This window comes from Pseudomonas fluorescens, from assembly GCF_902497745.1.
Taxonomy (GTDB): domain Bacteria; phylum Pseudomonadota; class Gammaproteobacteria; order Pseudomonadales; family Pseudomonadaceae; genus Aquipseudomonas; species Aquipseudomonas fluorescens_BM.
Genome location: NZ_CABVHJ010000005.1, coordinates 124,919 through 140,577 on the forward strand (window position 1 = coordinate 124,919; position 15,659 = coordinate 140,577).

Annotated in this window: 13 protein-coding genes; 6 read left to right on the forward strand and 7 right to left on the reverse strand. The window is 60.8% G+C overall.

Going from position 1 to position 15,659, the window contains the following annotated elements; genetic code table 11:
- Nucleotides 1–92: 92 nt before the first annotated feature.
- Nucleotides 93–1,061, reverse strand: coding sequence for a LysR family transcriptional regulator (locus tag F8N44_RS09585; protein ID WP_007914118.1), 969 nt, complete (start codon nucleotides 1,059–1,061; stop codon nucleotides 93–95).
- A 294-nt stretch (nucleotides 1,062–1,355) separates the two neighbouring features.
- Here F8N44_RS09585 and F8N44_RS09590 point away from each other — a divergent pair, with 294 nt between their 5' ends.
- The 4 genes from F8N44_RS09590 to F8N44_RS09605 all read left to right on the forward strand — a co-directional run bounded on the left by F8N44_RS09590 (nucleotide 1,356) and on the right by F8N44_RS09605 (nucleotide 6,257).
- The gene (locus tag F8N44_RS09590) at nucleotides 1,356–2,855 is read left to right on the forward strand and encodes an efflux transporter outer membrane subunit (protein ID WP_150650142.1); all 1,500 of its coding nucleotides are present in this window, start codon (nucleotides 1,356–1,358) and stop codon (nucleotides 2,853–2,855) included.
- Between the two features lie 142 nt (nucleotides 2,856–2,997).
- Nucleotides 2,998–5,190 carry an FUSC family protein gene (locus F8N44_RS09595; protein WP_150650143.1) on the forward strand — a complete coding sequence of 731 codons (2,193 nt, stop codon included), beginning with the start codon at nucleotides 2,998–3,000 and terminating at the stop codon, nucleotides 5,188–5,190.
- A complete protein-coding gene (locus F8N44_RS09600; RefSeq protein ID WP_007914106.1) occupies nucleotides 5,180–5,380 on the forward strand; it encodes a DUF1656 domain-containing protein in 201 nt (66 codons plus the stop codon). The genes F8N44_RS09595 and F8N44_RS09600 overlap by 11 nt, the downstream gene beginning before the upstream one ends.
- 10 nt (nucleotides 5,381–5,390) lie before the next feature.
- Nucleotides 5,391–6,257: an HlyD family secretion protein gene (locus F8N44_RS09605; protein WP_134174716.1), complete on the forward strand. Its 867-nt coding sequence runs from the start codon at nucleotides 5,391–5,393 to the stop codon at nucleotides 6,255–6,257.
- Nucleotides 6,258–6,378: 121 nt separating this feature from the next.
- Here the strand turns inward: F8N44_RS09605 and F8N44_RS09610 are convergent, their stop codons facing one another.
- Nucleotides 6,379–6,777: a DUF4440 domain-containing protein gene (locus F8N44_RS09610; RefSeq protein WP_150650144.1), complete on the reverse strand. Its 399-nt coding sequence runs from the start codon at nucleotides 6,775–6,777 to the stop codon at nucleotides 6,379–6,381.
- The gene (locus F8N44_RS09615) at nucleotides 6,774–8,144 is read right to left on the reverse strand and encodes an MFS transporter (protein ID WP_150650145.1); all 1,371 of its coding nucleotides are present in this window, start codon (nucleotides 8,142–8,144) and stop codon (nucleotides 6,774–6,776) included. The genes F8N44_RS09610 and F8N44_RS09615 overlap by 4 nt, the downstream gene beginning before the upstream one ends.
- 109 nt (nucleotides 8,145–8,253) lie before the next feature.
- Here F8N44_RS09615 and F8N44_RS09620 point away from each other — a divergent pair, with 109 nt between their 5' ends.
- Complete coding sequence (locus F8N44_RS09620) at nucleotides 8,254–9,135, forward strand: LysR family transcriptional regulator (protein WP_150650282.1); 882 nt, start codon at nucleotides 8,254–8,256, stop codon at nucleotides 9,133–9,135.
- 117 nt (nucleotides 9,136–9,252) lie between these two features.
- Here F8N44_RS09620 and F8N44_RS09625 read toward each other — a convergent pair whose 3' ends face one another.
- Both F8N44_RS09625 and F8N44_RS09630 read right to left on the reverse strand, forming a co-directional pair.
- Entirely contained in the window at nucleotides 9,253–10,077 is an 825-nt protein-coding gene (locus F8N44_RS09625) for an SDR family oxidoreductase (RefSeq protein WP_150650146.1), read from the reverse strand.
- Between the two features lie 36 nt (nucleotides 10,078–10,113).
- Nucleotides 10,114–10,578 (reverse strand): multidrug transporter, encoded by a 465-nt coding sequence (locus tag F8N44_RS09630; protein WP_150650147.1) that lies wholly within the window; start codon nucleotides 10,576–10,578, stop codon nucleotides 10,114–10,116.
- A gap of 180 nt (nucleotides 10,579–10,758) precedes the next feature.
- Between F8N44_RS09630 and F8N44_RS09635 the strand changes: the two genes are divergently transcribed.
- Nucleotides 10,759–13,236 carry an RHS repeat domain-containing protein gene (locus tag F8N44_RS09635; RefSeq protein WP_150650148.1) on the forward strand — a complete coding sequence of 826 codons (2,478 nt, stop codon included), beginning with the start codon at nucleotides 10,759–10,761 and terminating at the stop codon, nucleotides 13,234–13,236.
- Between the two features lie 92 nt (nucleotides 13,237–13,328).
- On the opposite strand, the gene F8N44_RS09640 is transcribed toward F8N44_RS09635, so the two are convergent.
- Nucleotides 13,329–14,780, reverse strand: coding sequence for a mannose-1-phosphate guanylyltransferase/mannose-6-phosphate isomerase (locus tag F8N44_RS09640; RefSeq protein WP_007914094.1), 1,452 nt, complete (start codon nucleotides 14,778–14,780; stop codon nucleotides 13,329–13,331).
- A gap of 216 nt (nucleotides 14,781–14,996) precedes the next feature.
- Complete coding sequence (locus F8N44_RS09645) at nucleotides 14,997–15,653, reverse strand: alginate O-acetyltransferase AlgF (RefSeq protein ID WP_007914291.1); 657 nt, start codon at nucleotides 15,651–15,653, stop codon at nucleotides 14,997–14,999.
- Between the last annotated feature and the right edge of the window lie 6 nt (nucleotides 15,654–15,659).

Genomic DNA, 15,659 nt, shown 5'->3' on the forward strand with positions numbered 1-15,659 from the left:
TGCCGTAGGCCGTGATCTATTGGTTTTTAAACATCAAGATCAAAAGATCGCAGCCTGCGGCGGCTCCTACAAGTTTCGTGGTGTGTTGAAAATCAGTTGGCGACACGCGCGCCGGCGAGGCTGCCGCTTAATTCGTAAGCGGCCAATTCGGCCTGATGCGCCGCCAATATCTCCGGCAACGACCCACGCAAATACTCGACCCACGTCTTGATCTTGGCATCCAGATATTGCCGCGACGGGTAGATCGCATACAGGTTCAGCTCTTGCGAGCGGTAGTTCGGCATGACCCGCACCAGTGTGCCGTTACGCAAACCTTCGATCGCCGCATACACCGGCAACACGCCCACGCCCATGCCGCTGGTGATCGCGGTTTTCATCGCATCGGCGGAGTTCACCAGAAACGGTGAGCTGTTGATGGTGACCATTTCCTGGCCTTCCGGGCCGTCGAAGGCCCATTTTTCCAGGGGGATCACCGGGCTGACCAGGCGCAGGCAGGCGTGGTTGAGCAGGTCGCTGGGTTTTTGCGCGGCACCGTTGGCTTTCACGTAGGCCGGCGAGGCGCAGACGATGCTGTAGGTGATGCCCAGCCGTTGCGAAACAAAACCCGAATCCGGCAACTCGCTGGCGAGCACGATGGACACGTCGTAGCCCTCGTCGAGCAGGTCCGGTACGCGGTTGGCCAGGGTCAGGTCGAAGGTGACGTCCGGGTGGGTCTTGCGGTAGCGGGCGATGGCGTCGATGACGAAGTGCTGACCGATGCCGGTCATGGTGTGCACTTTCAATTGCCCGGCCGGGCGCGCGTGGGCGTCGCTGGCTTCGGCTTCGGCCTCTTCGACGTAGGCCAGGATCTGTTCGCAGCGCAGCAGGTAGCGCTTGCCCGCCTCGGTCAGTGCGATGCGCCGCGTGGTGCGGTTGAGCAAGCGGGTTTGCAGGTGGGCTTCCAGGTTGGAGACCGCGCGCGAGACGTTGGCGGTGGTGGTATCGAGTTGCACGGCAGCGGCGGTGAAGCTGCCGGCTTCGGCGACACAACTGAAGGCGCGCATGTTTTGCAAAGTGTCCATGGGGTGCTCTCAAGGGAGATGGCAAATTGTGACACGAAGTTTCGGGGGCGAGACCCCCGACTTAGGGATTATCTCGTTAACCGTAACAAAGATTCACAGAAATCCCAGCTTATCGCCGTTCGAGGCGCCCCCTAGAATTGCGCCGATCCAATGTAGGAGCTGCCGCAGGCTGCGATCTTTTGATTTTGTTTTAAGGGAATCAAGATCAACAGATCGTCCGAACGCGGCACGAGCCTCCGGCAGCTCCTACCGGAAACAAGCCCCGCCTTATCCTCTTCTCAGGAATTCGCAGCTGTGCCGCGTCGCATCAACAGAGCGCTTTTGCCGCTCAGTGTTCTGGCTTTTACCCTGGGTCTTGGCGGCTGCATCTCAACGGACGGAATTGCCCCGCAGGGCAACGCATTGGAGGCCAATACACTGGCCACCGACGACGCCATTGCCCACGCCGCCCGTGACGCCAACTGGCCCACCGCGCAGTGGTGGCAAGCCTACGGTGACCCGCAACTCAATCGCTGGATCGACCTCGCCGTGCAGGGCAGCCCAACAATGGCCATGGCCGCCGCGCGAGTACGTCAAGCCAAAGCCATGGCCGGTGTCGCCGAAGCCGCCGAGTCGTTGCAGATCAATGGCGAGTCGACCCTCAAACGCCACAACTGGCCGACCGATCAGTTCTACGGCCCCGGCGAGCTGGCCAACACCACGACTTGGGATAACAACGCGGCGCTCGGCTTCAGCTACGCCCTCGACCTCTGGGGCCGTGAAAGCAATGCCAGTGAGCGGGCGGTGGATCTGGCGCACATGAGCGCGGCCGAGGCGCGATTGGCGCAGCTCGAATTGCAGAACAACATCGTGCGCGCCTACATCGAACTGTCGCTGCATTACGCGCAGCGCGACATCGTCGCGGCGACGCTCAAGCAGCAGCAACAGATTCTCGATCTGGCGCAGAAGCGCTTGAACGGCGGGATCGGCACGCACTTCGAAGTCAGCCAAGCCGAAACGCCGCTGCCGGAAACCCATCGCCAGCTCGATGCGCTGGACGAAGAAATCGCCCTCAGCCGCAACCAGATCGCCGCACTCGCCGGCAAAGGGCCGGGGGCGGGTGCGCAATTGCAGCGTCCGACACTGTCCCTCGGTGCTGCGCTGAAACTGCCGTCGGCATTGCCCGCCGAACTGCTCGGCCAACGTCCCGATGTGGTTGCCAGTCGCTGGCAAGTGGCGGCGCAGGCGCGCGGTATCGACGTGGCGCATGCCGGGTTTTACCCCAACGTCGATCTGGTTGGCAGTCTCGGTTACATGGCCACCGGCGGTGGCGCGCTGGAGTTTTTGACCGGCAAGAAACTCAACTACAACGTCGGCCCGGCGATCTCGCTACCGATCTTCGACGGTGGGCGTTTGCGTGCCGAACTCGGTGAAGCCTCCGCCGGTTACGACATCGCCGTGGCGCATTACAACCAGACGCTGGTGAATGCGCTGAAGAACATCTCCGACCAGTTGATCCGCCGCGAGTCGATGGACAAGCAGCAAGGTTTTGCCGCCGAGTCGGTGGCCACGGCGCAGAAGACCTACGACATCGCGATGATCGCTTATCAGCGCGGCCTCACCGATTACCTCAACGTGCTCAATGCGCAGACGTTGCTGTTCAAACAGCAGCAAGTGCAGCAGCAGGTGCAGGCGGCGCGGTTGAGTGCGCATGCGGAGTTGGTGACTGCGCTGGGCGGTGGCCTCGGGGCCGGCAACGACGTACCGACGGCCGAGAAAACCCAAGCGCCGAAAACCCCGGCACTCCTGCATTGAACACACAACCCAATGTGGGAGCGAGCCTGCTCGCGAAAGCGGTTTATCAGTCGACATCAATGTTGAATATGAAAGCGCATTCGCGAGCAGGCTCGCTCCCACAGGTTCTGCGACCAGACCGAATCTCATTGAGCACATTTGAATGACTCCCTTGCCCGCACCTCTGCGCTGGCTCTACTCCCTGGAATGGCGCCGCGGTTTCTTCGACTGGGCGCGCAGCGATGGCGTGACCTGGGTTTACATCTTCAAGGTGTTGATCGCCGCATTCCTCACGCTGTGGCTGGCCATGCGCCTGGAACTGCCGCAACCGCGTACTGCGATGATCACCGTGTTCATCGTCATGCAGCCGCAGAGCGGCCAGGTGTTCGCCAAGAGTTTCTATCGCTTCCTCGGCACGCTGGCCGGGTCGGCGATGATGGTCACGCTGATCGCGTTGTTTGCGCAGAACACCGAACTGTTCCTTGGCTCGCTGGCGATCTGGGTCGGCATCTGCTCGGCCGGTGCTGCACGTTGCCGCAACTTCCGAGCGTACGGTTTTGTCCTCGCTGGCTATACCGCGGCGATGGTCGGGCTGCCGGCGCTGGCGCACCCGGACGGCGCATTCATGGCGGCGGTGTGGCGAGTGCTGGAAATCTCGCTGGGGATTCTCTGCTCGACCCTGGTCAGCGCCGCGATCCTGCCGCAAACCGCCAGCGCCGCCATGCGCAACGCCTTGTATCAGCGCTTCGGCGTGTTCGCGCTGTTCGTTACCGATGGCCTGCGCGGGCGCAGCAAAGCCGAGTCTTTCGAAGCGAGCAACGTGCGTTTTATCGCCGAAGCCGTGGGGCTGGAAGGGCTGCGCAGCGTGACCGTATTCGAAGACCCGCACATGCGTCGGCGCAATGGTCGATTGAGTCGTTTGAACAGCGAGTTCATGGGCATCACCACGCGCTTCAACGCCCTGCATCAATTGCTCGAACGCCTGCGCGGCAACGGCGAAGAGCACGTTGTCGCCGCGATCAGACCGGGTCTGCAGGATCTCGCCGAAGTGCTCGACGGCTTCAGTGGTCGCGCCCTGACCAGCCCGGATGCCGCGCGCTTGGCGACAGCGCTGGCGAGCTACAAGGAAGGCCTGCCGGCTCGCGTGCGCAGCCTGCGCGCAATCTTCCAGGACACCGAGCCAAGCGAAGCCGAACAACTGGATTTCCACACCGCGTACGAGTTGCTCTATCGCTTCGTCGATGATTTGCACAGTTATGCACAGACTCACGCTTCGCTAGCCGATCACCGCCACGAACGCGAGCGCTGGGATGAACCGTTCACCCCGCAAACCAACTGGTGGGCCGCTGCGGCATCAGGCATACGCGCCTCGTTCATTCTGGTGGTGCTCGGCAGCTACTGGGTCGCCACCGCGTGGCCAAGCGGCGCGACGATGACCCTGATCGCCGCCGCGACCGTGGGCCTTTCGGCGGCCACACCAAACCCGAAACGCATGGCGTTCCAAATGGCCTGCGGCACCTTCCTCGGTGCCCTGATCGGCTTCGTCGAGATGTTTTTCATCTTCCCGTGGATCGACGGTTTTCCATTGCTGTGCGTGATGCTCGCGCCAGTGATCGTGCTCGGCTCGTTCCTCACCTCGCGCCCGCAATATGCCGGTGTCGGCCTCGGTTTGCTGATCTTCTTCAGCACCGGTTCAGTGCCCGACAACCTGACCATCTACAACCCTTACACCTTTATCAACGACTACATTGCCATGGTCATGGGCATGTTGGTCTGCGCGGCGGCGGGGGCGATTATTCTGCCGCCGAACAGTCGCTGGTTATGGAAGCGCCTGGAACAGGATCTGCGCGGGCAAGTGGTCTACGCGATCAGCGGCAAACTCAAAGGCTTGGCCTCGAGTTTCGAGAGTCGAACCCGCGATCTGCTGCATCAGGCCTACGGTCTGGCGGCCGGGCAGCCGAAAGTGCAGAAGAACCTGTTGCGCTGGATGTTTGTGGTGCTCGAAGTCGGCCACGCGATCATCGAGTTGCGCAAGGAACAGGCGATCTTGCCAGTGCACCCGGCCTATGCCGAATCGCAGCCGTGGCGCCAGGCGATCCGCGTGATGGGCCGTGCGCTGGTGCGACTGTTCCTGCAACCGAACTCCAGCAATCTCGAGCGCGCACTGGTCGCGGTCGACCATGCGATCAGCCGTGTTGCGGCCACCGATGAACCGTTCGCGCCGCACTTCGATACCTCGGCGTTGCGGCGGGTGAAGAGTTATCTGCACTTCATCCGCACCTCGTTGCTCGATCCGCAATCACCGCTCGCTGCCTACGCCATCGCCAAGCCCGAAGGAATTGCCCATGCCTCGTGAAATCGCCTTCCACGGCGTGTACATGCCGACCATGACCCTGATGTTTTTCATTGCTGCGGCGCTGGCCTGGGCGGTGGATCGTTTTTTGTCCGGGTTCGATCTGTACCGCTTCTTCTGGCACCCGGCGCTGCTGCGTCTGAGTCTGTTTACCTGTCTGTTCGGCGCCATGGCGCTGACTGTCTACCGTTGAGAACGATCTGATGAAAAAGTTTTTCAGCCTGCTCGCAACCCTGCTGGTGCTGGCCCTGGCGCTGTGGATCGGCCGCACGTTGTGGGAGCACTACATGAACACGCCGTGGACCCGCGACGGCCGCGTGCGTGCCGATATCATCAACGTCGCCGCCGACGTCACCGGTGAAGTGATCGACGTGCCGGTGCGCGACAACCAACTGGTGAAGAAGGGTGATTTGCTTATGCAGATCGACCCCGAGCACTACCGCATTGCGGTGAAACAGGCGCAGTCGCTGGTCGCTTCGCGCAAGTCGACGTGGGAGATGCGCAAGGTCAACGCCCACCGCCGCGCCGACCTCGACAACCTGGTGATCTCCAAGGAAAACCGCGACGACGCCAGCAACATCGCCGACGCCGCCCTGGCCGATTACCAACATGCGCAAGCGCAACTGGAAGCGGCCGAACTCAACCTCAAACGCACCGAAGTGCGCGCGGCGGTCGACGGTTACGTGACCAACCTCAACGTTCATCGCGGTGACTATGCGCGCATCGGCGAGGCGAAAATGGCCGTGGTCGACATGAACTCGTTCTGGGTTTATGGCTTTTTCGAAGAGACCAAACTGCCCCACGTCAAAGTGGGCGACAAGGCCGACATGCAGTTGATGAGCGGCGAAGTCTTGAAGGGCCACGTGGAAAGCATTTCCCGCGGCATCTATGACCGCGACAACCCGGAAAGCCGCGAACTGATCGCCGATGTGAATCCGACGTTCAACTGGGTGCGGTTGGCGCAGCGGGTGCCGGTGCGGATTCATATTGATGAAGTGCCTGAAGGCGTGTTGCTGGCGGCGGGGATTACCTGCACGGTGGTGGTGAATCAGAGCACGGTGGATAACTGACAGACCGTGTCGCTCCTTTCGCGAGCAGGCTCGCTCCCACAGAGGTCATGCATTTCAAATGTGGGAGCGAGCCTGCTCGCGAATGGGGGCGACTCGGTATTTCCAGACTGATAACGAGCAATCACTCAGCGCAAAACGTCTCCTGCAAATGCAGCCAGAACACCCGCCCGGATTCGAGTTTTTCAAACACCACCGTCGAGCGCCGATCCGTGTGCACACCGCTCGCGTCGCTCTGCTGCTCGCGGTAACTCACGGTCGCGCCACGCTGATGCAGGGCAATCACGCGTAACTCACTGAGCTGGATTCTGAAACCTTTCTTCTGCCCCCCTGCGGTTTGGAACAGCAGGCGCAAGGCATCGACATCCAGCGCTCGGCCCAACGGCGTCACCATGGAAAAACGCGGTGAAAAACGCGCCAGCAATCGCTGCAGCGCGGCGTCATCTTCTTCTACGGCAAACCATCGTTCGATGGCTTCGTGCGCCTTGATCACTTCGTCCAGGTAGGGCGTGGCGTCGTTCATGCAGTTTTTTCCTCAAGGGCAGGTGGGTTCAATAGCGCGAGCACGTGGCTCGAGTCGAAACGCAGGACGGCGACCATTGGCAACAGGGTCAGCAGCGCGGCGGCGATAAAGCAGGCACTGAAACCGTCACCACCCAACGCGCCCAGCAGTGAGCTGAGCAGCGCCGCCGCGAGGCAGAAACCGAGTTGGCGATTGATGTTCCACAGGGCGCTGGAGTGGCCCATTTTTTCTGGCGTAATGCCGACGAACGCCAAGCTTTGCGCGGTCACGCTGCACAGGCTGCCGCCCAGCCCCATCAGGGCGTAGGCGATGATCAGCGGTGTGCTCGCCGGTTGTTCGATGCGCATCAACACAACGATGCCGATGCATTGCAGGAGCATGCCGGCGCTGAGCAATGGCTTGGGGCCGATGCGGTTGAAACTGCGTTTGCCAAGCATGATCGCCACGCCCGAACCGACGGCCCACGGCAGCATCAATGCGCCGGTCTGCGCCGCGCCGACACCGAGGTTGTGCAGGTACAACACGGCAATCATGTGGGTGCCGGTGAAAACCCCGGGCACACACAAGTAGATCAGCATCGCCAGACGCAGCGACGGGTGTTTGATCAGTTGCAGATCGAGGATAGCGCCGGGTTTACGCCAGCCATCGCGCAGGTAAAGGCACAGGATCAGAAGGCTGAGTATCAGAACAATGATGCCGAGTGCTCGGGTGCTGGCGTCGCTTGCCAGGCTGACGGCGATCAACAACAAACTCAGTGCCGACGCCGCCAGCAACAGGCCACGGACGTCCAGCGTCGGGCGCTCAGGTAAAGACTGATCGGCTTTCAACCAGAGCAGGCCAAGCCCGAATGCGAGCAGTGTCAGCGGCAGATTCAGGTAAAAAATCCAGCGCCACGACAACGCCTGAACGATCAACCCGCCGGCCGCCGGCGACAGTGCCGGCACCAGCAGCGCCACGAGCAACACCACACCGGTGAAGTGCGCGCGTTGCGTCGCCGGAAACTGTCGATACGCCAAGGCTTGGCCCACCGGCAACAGCAGTCCGCCACCGAGCCCTTGCAGCAGTCGCCAGGCAATCAGGCTTTCAATCGATCCCGCCTGCGCCACCAGTGCCGAGCCAATCCCGAACAACAGCAGCGACGCGAGGATCAGCCGCCGTTCGCCAACCCGTGTTGCGAGCCATACGCTCAGTGGAATGATCAGCGTCAGGCCAAGCATGTAGGCGTTGCTGATCCACGCCAGTTGCGTCACCGAGGCGTGCAGTTGTTGAGCGATGTCGGGGTAAGCGATGCTGGCGACGAACATGTTCAGCAGGTCGAGTGCGAAGCCCAACAAATACACCAGCGCGACTTTCGAGCGATAAGCCATGGCAGCTTCCCTGTAGTGAGACGTGCAGGGTAGGGCGCTTCTGGTCATAGGAAAACGCTGGTTTGGCTGCTAGTTTGTCAAAATTATTTTGACAAGGAGTGCCGTGGATATGGTCAGCCTGGATCGGTTTGACACCTTCAAAGCCGTGGTCGAGGCGGGATCACTCACGGCTGCCGCCGATACGCTAGGGCAAACGCGGGCGGTGGTCAGCTTCAACCTCAAGCGCCTGGAGGAAGAACTGGGCGTGACCTTGCTAACGCGCAATACCCGGCAACTGGCGCTTACCGATGCCGGTGAACGCTTTTATCGACGCTGCCTGCGCACGCTGGATGAGGCGCGGCTGGCGATCGAAGAGGCGCGTTCCGAGCACGCACAGCTCAAAGGCACCTTGCGCATTACCACGACTGTCGAGTTTGCCTTGGCTCAGGTGGTGCCGGCGCTGGAGGTGTTTCGCCAGCAGCAACCGCAGCTGAACATCCATTTGTCGACGTCTTCGACCCATGCCGATCTGATTTCCGAGCGCTTTGACATGGCGATTCGGCTGGGGCGCATGCACGACTCCAATCTGCGTGCGGTGCAGTTGTCGACGTTCGAGGTATTGGCAGTGGCGGCGCCGGGGTTGGTCGAACGCTTTGCGCCGGTGGCCACGCTGGCAACGCTGGAGTCGATGCCGACTTTGGGGCATGGGCGGGTGCCGGAAATGACCGTGACCGATCCGGCCGGTAAAGAGCATTTTTATCAGCCAAAGCCTGGGACTACCACGATCGTTGCGGACAACTCGGCGACGCTGCGGGCGTTTGCTCTGACCGGGCAAGGCGTGGCGATTCTGCCGCAGTGGTTGATTCAGGACGATCTCGATGCCGGGCGGTTACAGCGTTTGCTGGTGGATTACCGGTTTGCGCCGCAAGGGGTGTATGCGCTGTACCCGGACACCCGGCATTTGCCGCTGAAAGTGCGGGCGTTCATTGATTTCATGAAGGGTTGGGGCTGAGTGTTTGAGGTGTATTTTCTGGCCTCTTCGCGAGCAAGCTCGCTCCCACAGGAGATCTTCGGTATGACAGATAGCCAATGTGGGAGCGAGCTTGCTCGCGAAGGTGTCGACTCTAGTTCAGAGCTTTGCGCGCAACCCGAACCGCTTCATCAATGTCGATTCGAGCAAGCCCTTGGGCAACAACGTCGCCAGCAACGGCAACGCCCGGCTGCCGTTACCAATGCGGATCAACCGCGGCGGTTTGCTCTGTTGCACAGCCTTCAGCAACACCGCCGCAAACTCATTGGCCGGCGTCGGCTTGTCCTGCGACGCCTTGGCCCGTGCCCGGATGCCTTCACGCAGTGGAAACCACGGTGATTGTTCATTGATCAACTGCTCGGCTTCATGCCCGGCGTTCTTGGCGAAACTCGATTGAATCGCCCCCGGCTGCACTTCCATCACGCGAATGCCGAAGGGCGCCAGCTCCATGCGCAAGGCATCGCTTAACGCATGCACCGCCGCTTTCGAAGCGCAGTAAGCACCGGCAAACGGCGTGACCAGAACGCCGGACACACTGCCGATGTTCACCACCAGACCTTTAGTCCGGCGCAGCACCGGAAACAGCGCGCGGGTGACGCCGACTATCGAAAACACATTGGTTTCGAACTGGCGCTGCATGGCCGGCACGCCGCCGTCGAGCAGCGGCCCCATGGCGCCGTAACCGGCGTTGTTGATCAGCACGTCGAGGCCGCCGTGTTGCTGGTTAATCCGCTCGCCGAGTTGCTCCAGCGCCGTATTGTCGTTGACGTCGAGTTGCACGGCGGTGAACCCGGCTGATGCCAGCAACGCGACATCTTCAGCCTTGCGCGCACTGGCCCAGACTTCGAAGCCGGCGGCTTTGAACGCATCGGCGAGGGCGCGGCCGATGCCACTGGAACAACCGGTAATCAACGCAACGGGCATGGCGCATTCCTTGTGCAGAAAAGTTGAGGGAGCAGATCAGTCGGAGAAACTACCTTGCAATCGCTCGGCGCGAAACTCCAGGGTTTGCGGGCGATAACCGGGGCGCAGCGGCGGCATCGGCAGGCAGTCTTCCCATTCGCCGCCGGCCTGCAATTCGCCGGGGCCGCGATAGCGCGGGGCGGTGTATTGGTTGTCGGCCAGATTGACCGTGTCGCCCGGCGCATAGGCGGCGATGCGCCAGCGCAGTTCGGTCAGGGGAACGTCGTTGCCATTTTTCATTTTCAGTTGCAGCGGACGATCGGCCGGGCATTGTTCGTGAGCGTAGGCGATACGCATCTCAAGGCGCGCCAGTTGCTTGATCTCGCGATTGTCCAGCCATACCACCCAGACGGCCACCAGACCGAGGCCGATGGCGGCTGCAACGGAGACCGGCAAGGCCTTGGCCGGATAGCGCAGCAACAGGATCAGCCAGGTGATGACCAGCAAAACGCCGATGAACATGTGGGTACGCTCCTTGGACTCGTGCACACCATCCTACCGAAGGGGCAGCGCAATAGACATTCACACGTCAAGCCAATGCACCGTCGGTCGGAACTGTAATTTCTGACAGTAGGCAGTCCTGACCACCGCTGCTCTGATGCAGCAGGCAGAAAGAATGAGGTCATGTGCTGAGGAAAACCCATGGGCATTTATCGAAAAACGCCGACGCTTGAAGGTTACGATCCGCGTGGACTGCCGACCCGCACAGTGGACTATTGGCGTGTCGAGGAGCTGTGCCCTGCTCAGGCCCGCATCCATCGCGTCGCGCATGACGCTGCCGGGCGTGCTGTCGAGCAGTGGGACCCACGTTTGTGGGCGCTGCAAATGATCGATCCACGGGCACCGGCCAATGTGCTCACGGTTTATTCACTGAGTGGGCAAGTGCTGCGCTCAGACAGTGTCGACGCCGGAACGCGTCTCGCATTGCCCGGACTCGGCGCTCAAGTGCTGTTTGATTGGGACAGTCGTGGAACCCGTCGCGACATCACGCATGATTCGTTGCTGCGACCGGTAGCCGTGTTCGAAGAAGGAGAGTCGCAGTCGCGACGTTGTGTCGAGCGCTTTGTGTATGGTCAGCCGGGTATGGGGGATCCGCTGCAAAACCAGCTCGGCCAGGTGATTCGTCACGATGATCCGGCGGGCAGTGTGCTGTTCCATGCCTTTGCGATCAGCGCACAATGCCTCGAAAACAGCCGCCACTACACCGTTGAGCTCAATACCCCGGATTGGCCTGAACCCATTGATGATCGCCAGCGCCTGCTGGAACCGGGCGAGGGCGCAATCAGCCACTGGCGTTTCGGGCCGCTCGGTCAGGTGCTTGAACAGACCGATGCGCGGGGCAACCGTCACGGTTGTGAGTTGACGCTCGATGGACGCTTGCGGGCCCGTCACTTGCAGTTGAAGGATGACCCCGCAGCACAAACGCTGATCAGCGATATCCAATACAACGCCGAGGGGCAAGTCACGCAGGAGGTGGCGGGCAATGGCGTGCGGACAACCCTGACCTATCGACCCGAGGACGGACGTTTGAAGGAGCGTCGGGCCGGGAAAACCGGCAGCGAGTTATTGCAGCAGCTGATCTACGACTATGACCCGATGGGTAATGTGCTGAGCATCGAGGACAAGGCGATTCCCGTTCGCTATTTCGCCAATCAGCGCATCGACCCGATCAGCCGCTTCAACTACGACAGCCAATACCGATTGAGTGACGCTACCGGTTGGGAGGGCGGCGGCCCGGACGCGATTCGACACAGCGTTCCGGCAGCCGTCGTCAACTACCGACAGGCGTACCGCTACGACGATGGGGGCAATCTGTTGCAGCTCATCCATGTCGGAGGCCAGAGCCCCGGGCATCAGCTTGAAGCCGCACGCTACAGTAACCGTTGCCTGTCCTGGCGCGACGGCGCTCCGCCTACCGAAGCGGAAATCGCTGCGGCCTTCGATGCCAGAGGCAACCTGCTGGAACCCGATCGAGGCAGAAGGCTGCATTGGGATCTGCGCAACCAGCTCGTTAGCGTGACACCGGTACAGCGTCAGAGTGGGCTCGATGACTGCGAGTCATACCATTACGACGGTGCCGGCCTGCGCGTGCGCAAGGTTCACCAATGGCAGACCAATGCCCGCACGATCATCGCTGAAACCCGCTACCTGCCTGGGCTGGAACTGCACGCGCATGCAGGCCGTGACGAGCGACGACAGCTCATCACCGTAAAAGGTGCGCTGAACACTGTACGGATTGTGCATTGGGACAGTCCGCCGCCGTCGGGCATCAACGACCGCTTTAGCTATGACTTCACCGATCACCTGGGCTCCATCAGCCTGAGGCTCGATGACGCAGGGCTGCTGCTCAGCCTTGAAGTGTTTTATCCCTTCGGTGGAACGGCCTTGATCGACGGCGATATCAGTTACAAAAACTTTGGTTATCTGGGCAAGGAACTGGATGCCACCGGGTTTTATTATTTCGGCTTTCGCTATTACTCCGCAGGGTTGCAGCGCTGGATCAATCCAGACCCGGCAGAGCATGTTGATGGCCTCAATCGATACTGGGCGATGCGCAACAATCCGGTGTTTTATCTTGATCGGGATGGCTTGGTGACCGAGCCAGGCCACCAAGCCGGGCGTGACAGCAGGCCTATTTCCGGTCGGTCTGGCGCGCTGCCTGCAATGTCGGTAGAAACCAGAGGAAAAGTTATCGAAGGAGCCCAGGTACTTGGCAAGACCCTGTCATATGCCAAGAACCCGTTGGTTGGCGCACTCGGCAGCGCTTTGGAGACTGGAGCCCGACTGGTGGAAATTCGTGATGCTCAAGCACAGATGAGTTCCCGGCAAGGCAGTCATATCAATCCTCAGCTATCGCGTATGCCTTTTTCCGCAGGCCCCGCGGGATTGATCGGTCTGCGCACGGACCCCGTTGGCGCTGCACGTTTTGACAATCCATGGGGCAATACCCTTGAGTTATCGAGTAGCTCTCTCAGCCCGTTGGCGCTGCAAATGTTGCAGGCGGGATTCGGTTCGGCGGCACCTGAATCAACTTCGATGGCGGTGATTGCCGAGGATCCTCTCGCCACCGCAAATAGACGCAACAAGCGTGGCTTGCCTGGGTTGAGTGCTCAGCAATAGATAAATGAACATCGCGAAAAAAGCCCCCGCCCAACCCGCTGCGGATGGGGACGCAGTGGGCTGGACGAGGGCTTCTTGTCTTGCTGATCGGTTTACTGCGCGATGGTCTTCACCGACACGCCACGTTCGATCGGGGTGGAGCGGCCGTAGATATCTTCGAAGCGCTCGATATCGTCTTCACCCAAGTACGAACCCGACTGAACTTCGATGATTTCCAGCGGGATCTTGCCCGGGTTGCGCAGGCGATGCACCGAGGCGATCGGGATGTAGGTCGACTGGTTTTCGCAGAGCAGGAACACGTTCTCGTCGCAGGTCACTTCGGCGGTGCCGCTGACTACGATCCAGTGTTCGGCGCGGTGGTGGTGCATCTGCAGCGACAGGCACGCGCCCGGTTTCACCGAGATGTGCTTGACCTGGAAACGTCCGCCCATGTCTACCGAGTCGTACGAGCCCCACGGACGATAGACTTCGCAGTGGTTCTGGGTTTCGCTGCGGCCCTGCTCGTTGAGGGTGTTGACCATCTGCTTGACGCCCTGAACCTTGTCTTTGTGGGCGATCATCATGGCGTCTTTGGTTTCGACCACGACGATGTTTTCCAGGCCGATCACCGACACCAGTTTGCCGTTGCCGTGGATCATGCAGTTCTTGCTGTCCTGGATGACCACATCGCCCTTGGTGACGTTGCCGTTGGCGTCTTTCTCGTTGACTTCCCACAGCGACGACCAGCAACCGACATCGCTCCAGCCAGCGGTCAACGGCACCACGCAGGCGCGCTGGGTTTTTTCCATGACGGAGTAGTCGATGGAATTGTCCGGGCAGCAGGCGAAGGTGGCTTCGTCGAAGGTGATGGTGTCGGCATCCTGCTGGCTGCGCTCGAGGGTCAGCAGGCAGGTGTCGTAGATGTCCGGATCGTGCTTTTTCAGCTCTTCGAGGAAGCGGCTGGCGCGGAACAGGAACATGCCGCTGTTCCAGTAGTAACCGCCGGATTCAACGTACTCGGTGGCACGTTTGACGTCAGGTTTTTCGACGAAGTGCGAAACGCGGCTGACGCCTTCGGGCAGCAGCGAATCGCCGGTGGATTTGATGTAGCCATAACCGGTTTCCGGTTTGGTCGCCGGTACGCCGAACAGCACCATTTCGCCATTTTCAGCGGCGACGGTGGCCAGGGCCAGAGCGCGTTGCAGGGCTTTCTGGTCTTCCAGCACGTGGTCGGCCGGCAGCACCAGCATCAGTTCATCGCGACCTTCGTTGACCAGCATCATTGCGGTCAGCGCCACGGCCGGCGCGGTGTTGCGGCCGAACGGTTCCATGAGGATGCGCTGGCATTCCAGTTTGCGATTGGCCAACTGCTCGTTGACGATGAAGCGGTGATCCTTGTTGCAGACCACGATCGGGGTGTCCATGCCTTCGAACACCAAGCGCTCGAGGGTCTGCTGGAACAGGGTATGTTCGCCGGTCAGGGCGAGGAATTGCTTAGGGAACTGCTTACGCGAAAGCGGCCAGAGACGCGAACCGCTACCACCTGACAAGATCACCGGAATCATATTGTTTACTCCATAAAATCGATTGGTTAGAGGCACGAACGCTGTGTCGTTTCACTCTTGTTTTTGTCTCGTACCCGAACTGACAACCCGGTCAAGGGTGGGAGCGAGCCTGCTCGCGAAAGCGGCGTATCAGTCGACATTGATGTTGGATGTCAGACCGTATTCGCGAGCAGGCTCGCTCCCACATGGGGGGACTGCGTCAGGTCGGAAAATTTGTTAGCGGGTCGATACCGGGCGTTTCACCCAGACTGGCGACAGGCTGCTGCCGCTGCCGGTGACGTACAGCACCGCCGCTTCACCGCGCTCCAGGGCAACCGGTTTCACGTCGCCGACTTTCTTGTCACCTTCGTACAGCGCCAGGCTGACTTTCACCGGGTTGATTTCACGTTCGCCACGGCCCTTGGCGGCCACGTTCGGCACCACGTCGGTCTTGCCGTCGGCGGTCTTCAGGGTCAGCGGCTTGTCGCTGAGGTTCTGCACGCGCACCAGGGATTTCTGCTTGTTCTTGAACGGCGGCTCTTCGATCAGTTGCGGCGCGCCGGAAGCGTTGTTGACCAGGGTGTAGTAGTGGTCACCGGCGAGTTTCACCGGCAGGGTCTGGCTGCCGACCTTGGCGCTGTAATCGCCGCCCGGCATGAAGCTGAAGTCGCTGCTGGCCAGTGGCGCAACGTCGCTCAGATTGGTGCTGCCAACGGTGGCGCTGACTTCTGCGTTGCTGGCGTTGTAGACACGCACGAAGGTCGAGCCTTTCGGTGCAGTCGGGCCGTACAGCGCGGCATCGCCACCGGCGAAGGCAGGCACGGAAAGCACGCTGAGGCCAGCAACCAGAGCGAAGCTTTTAGCGAGACGACGAGGAGTAGTAGTGAAAGTCATGGTGTA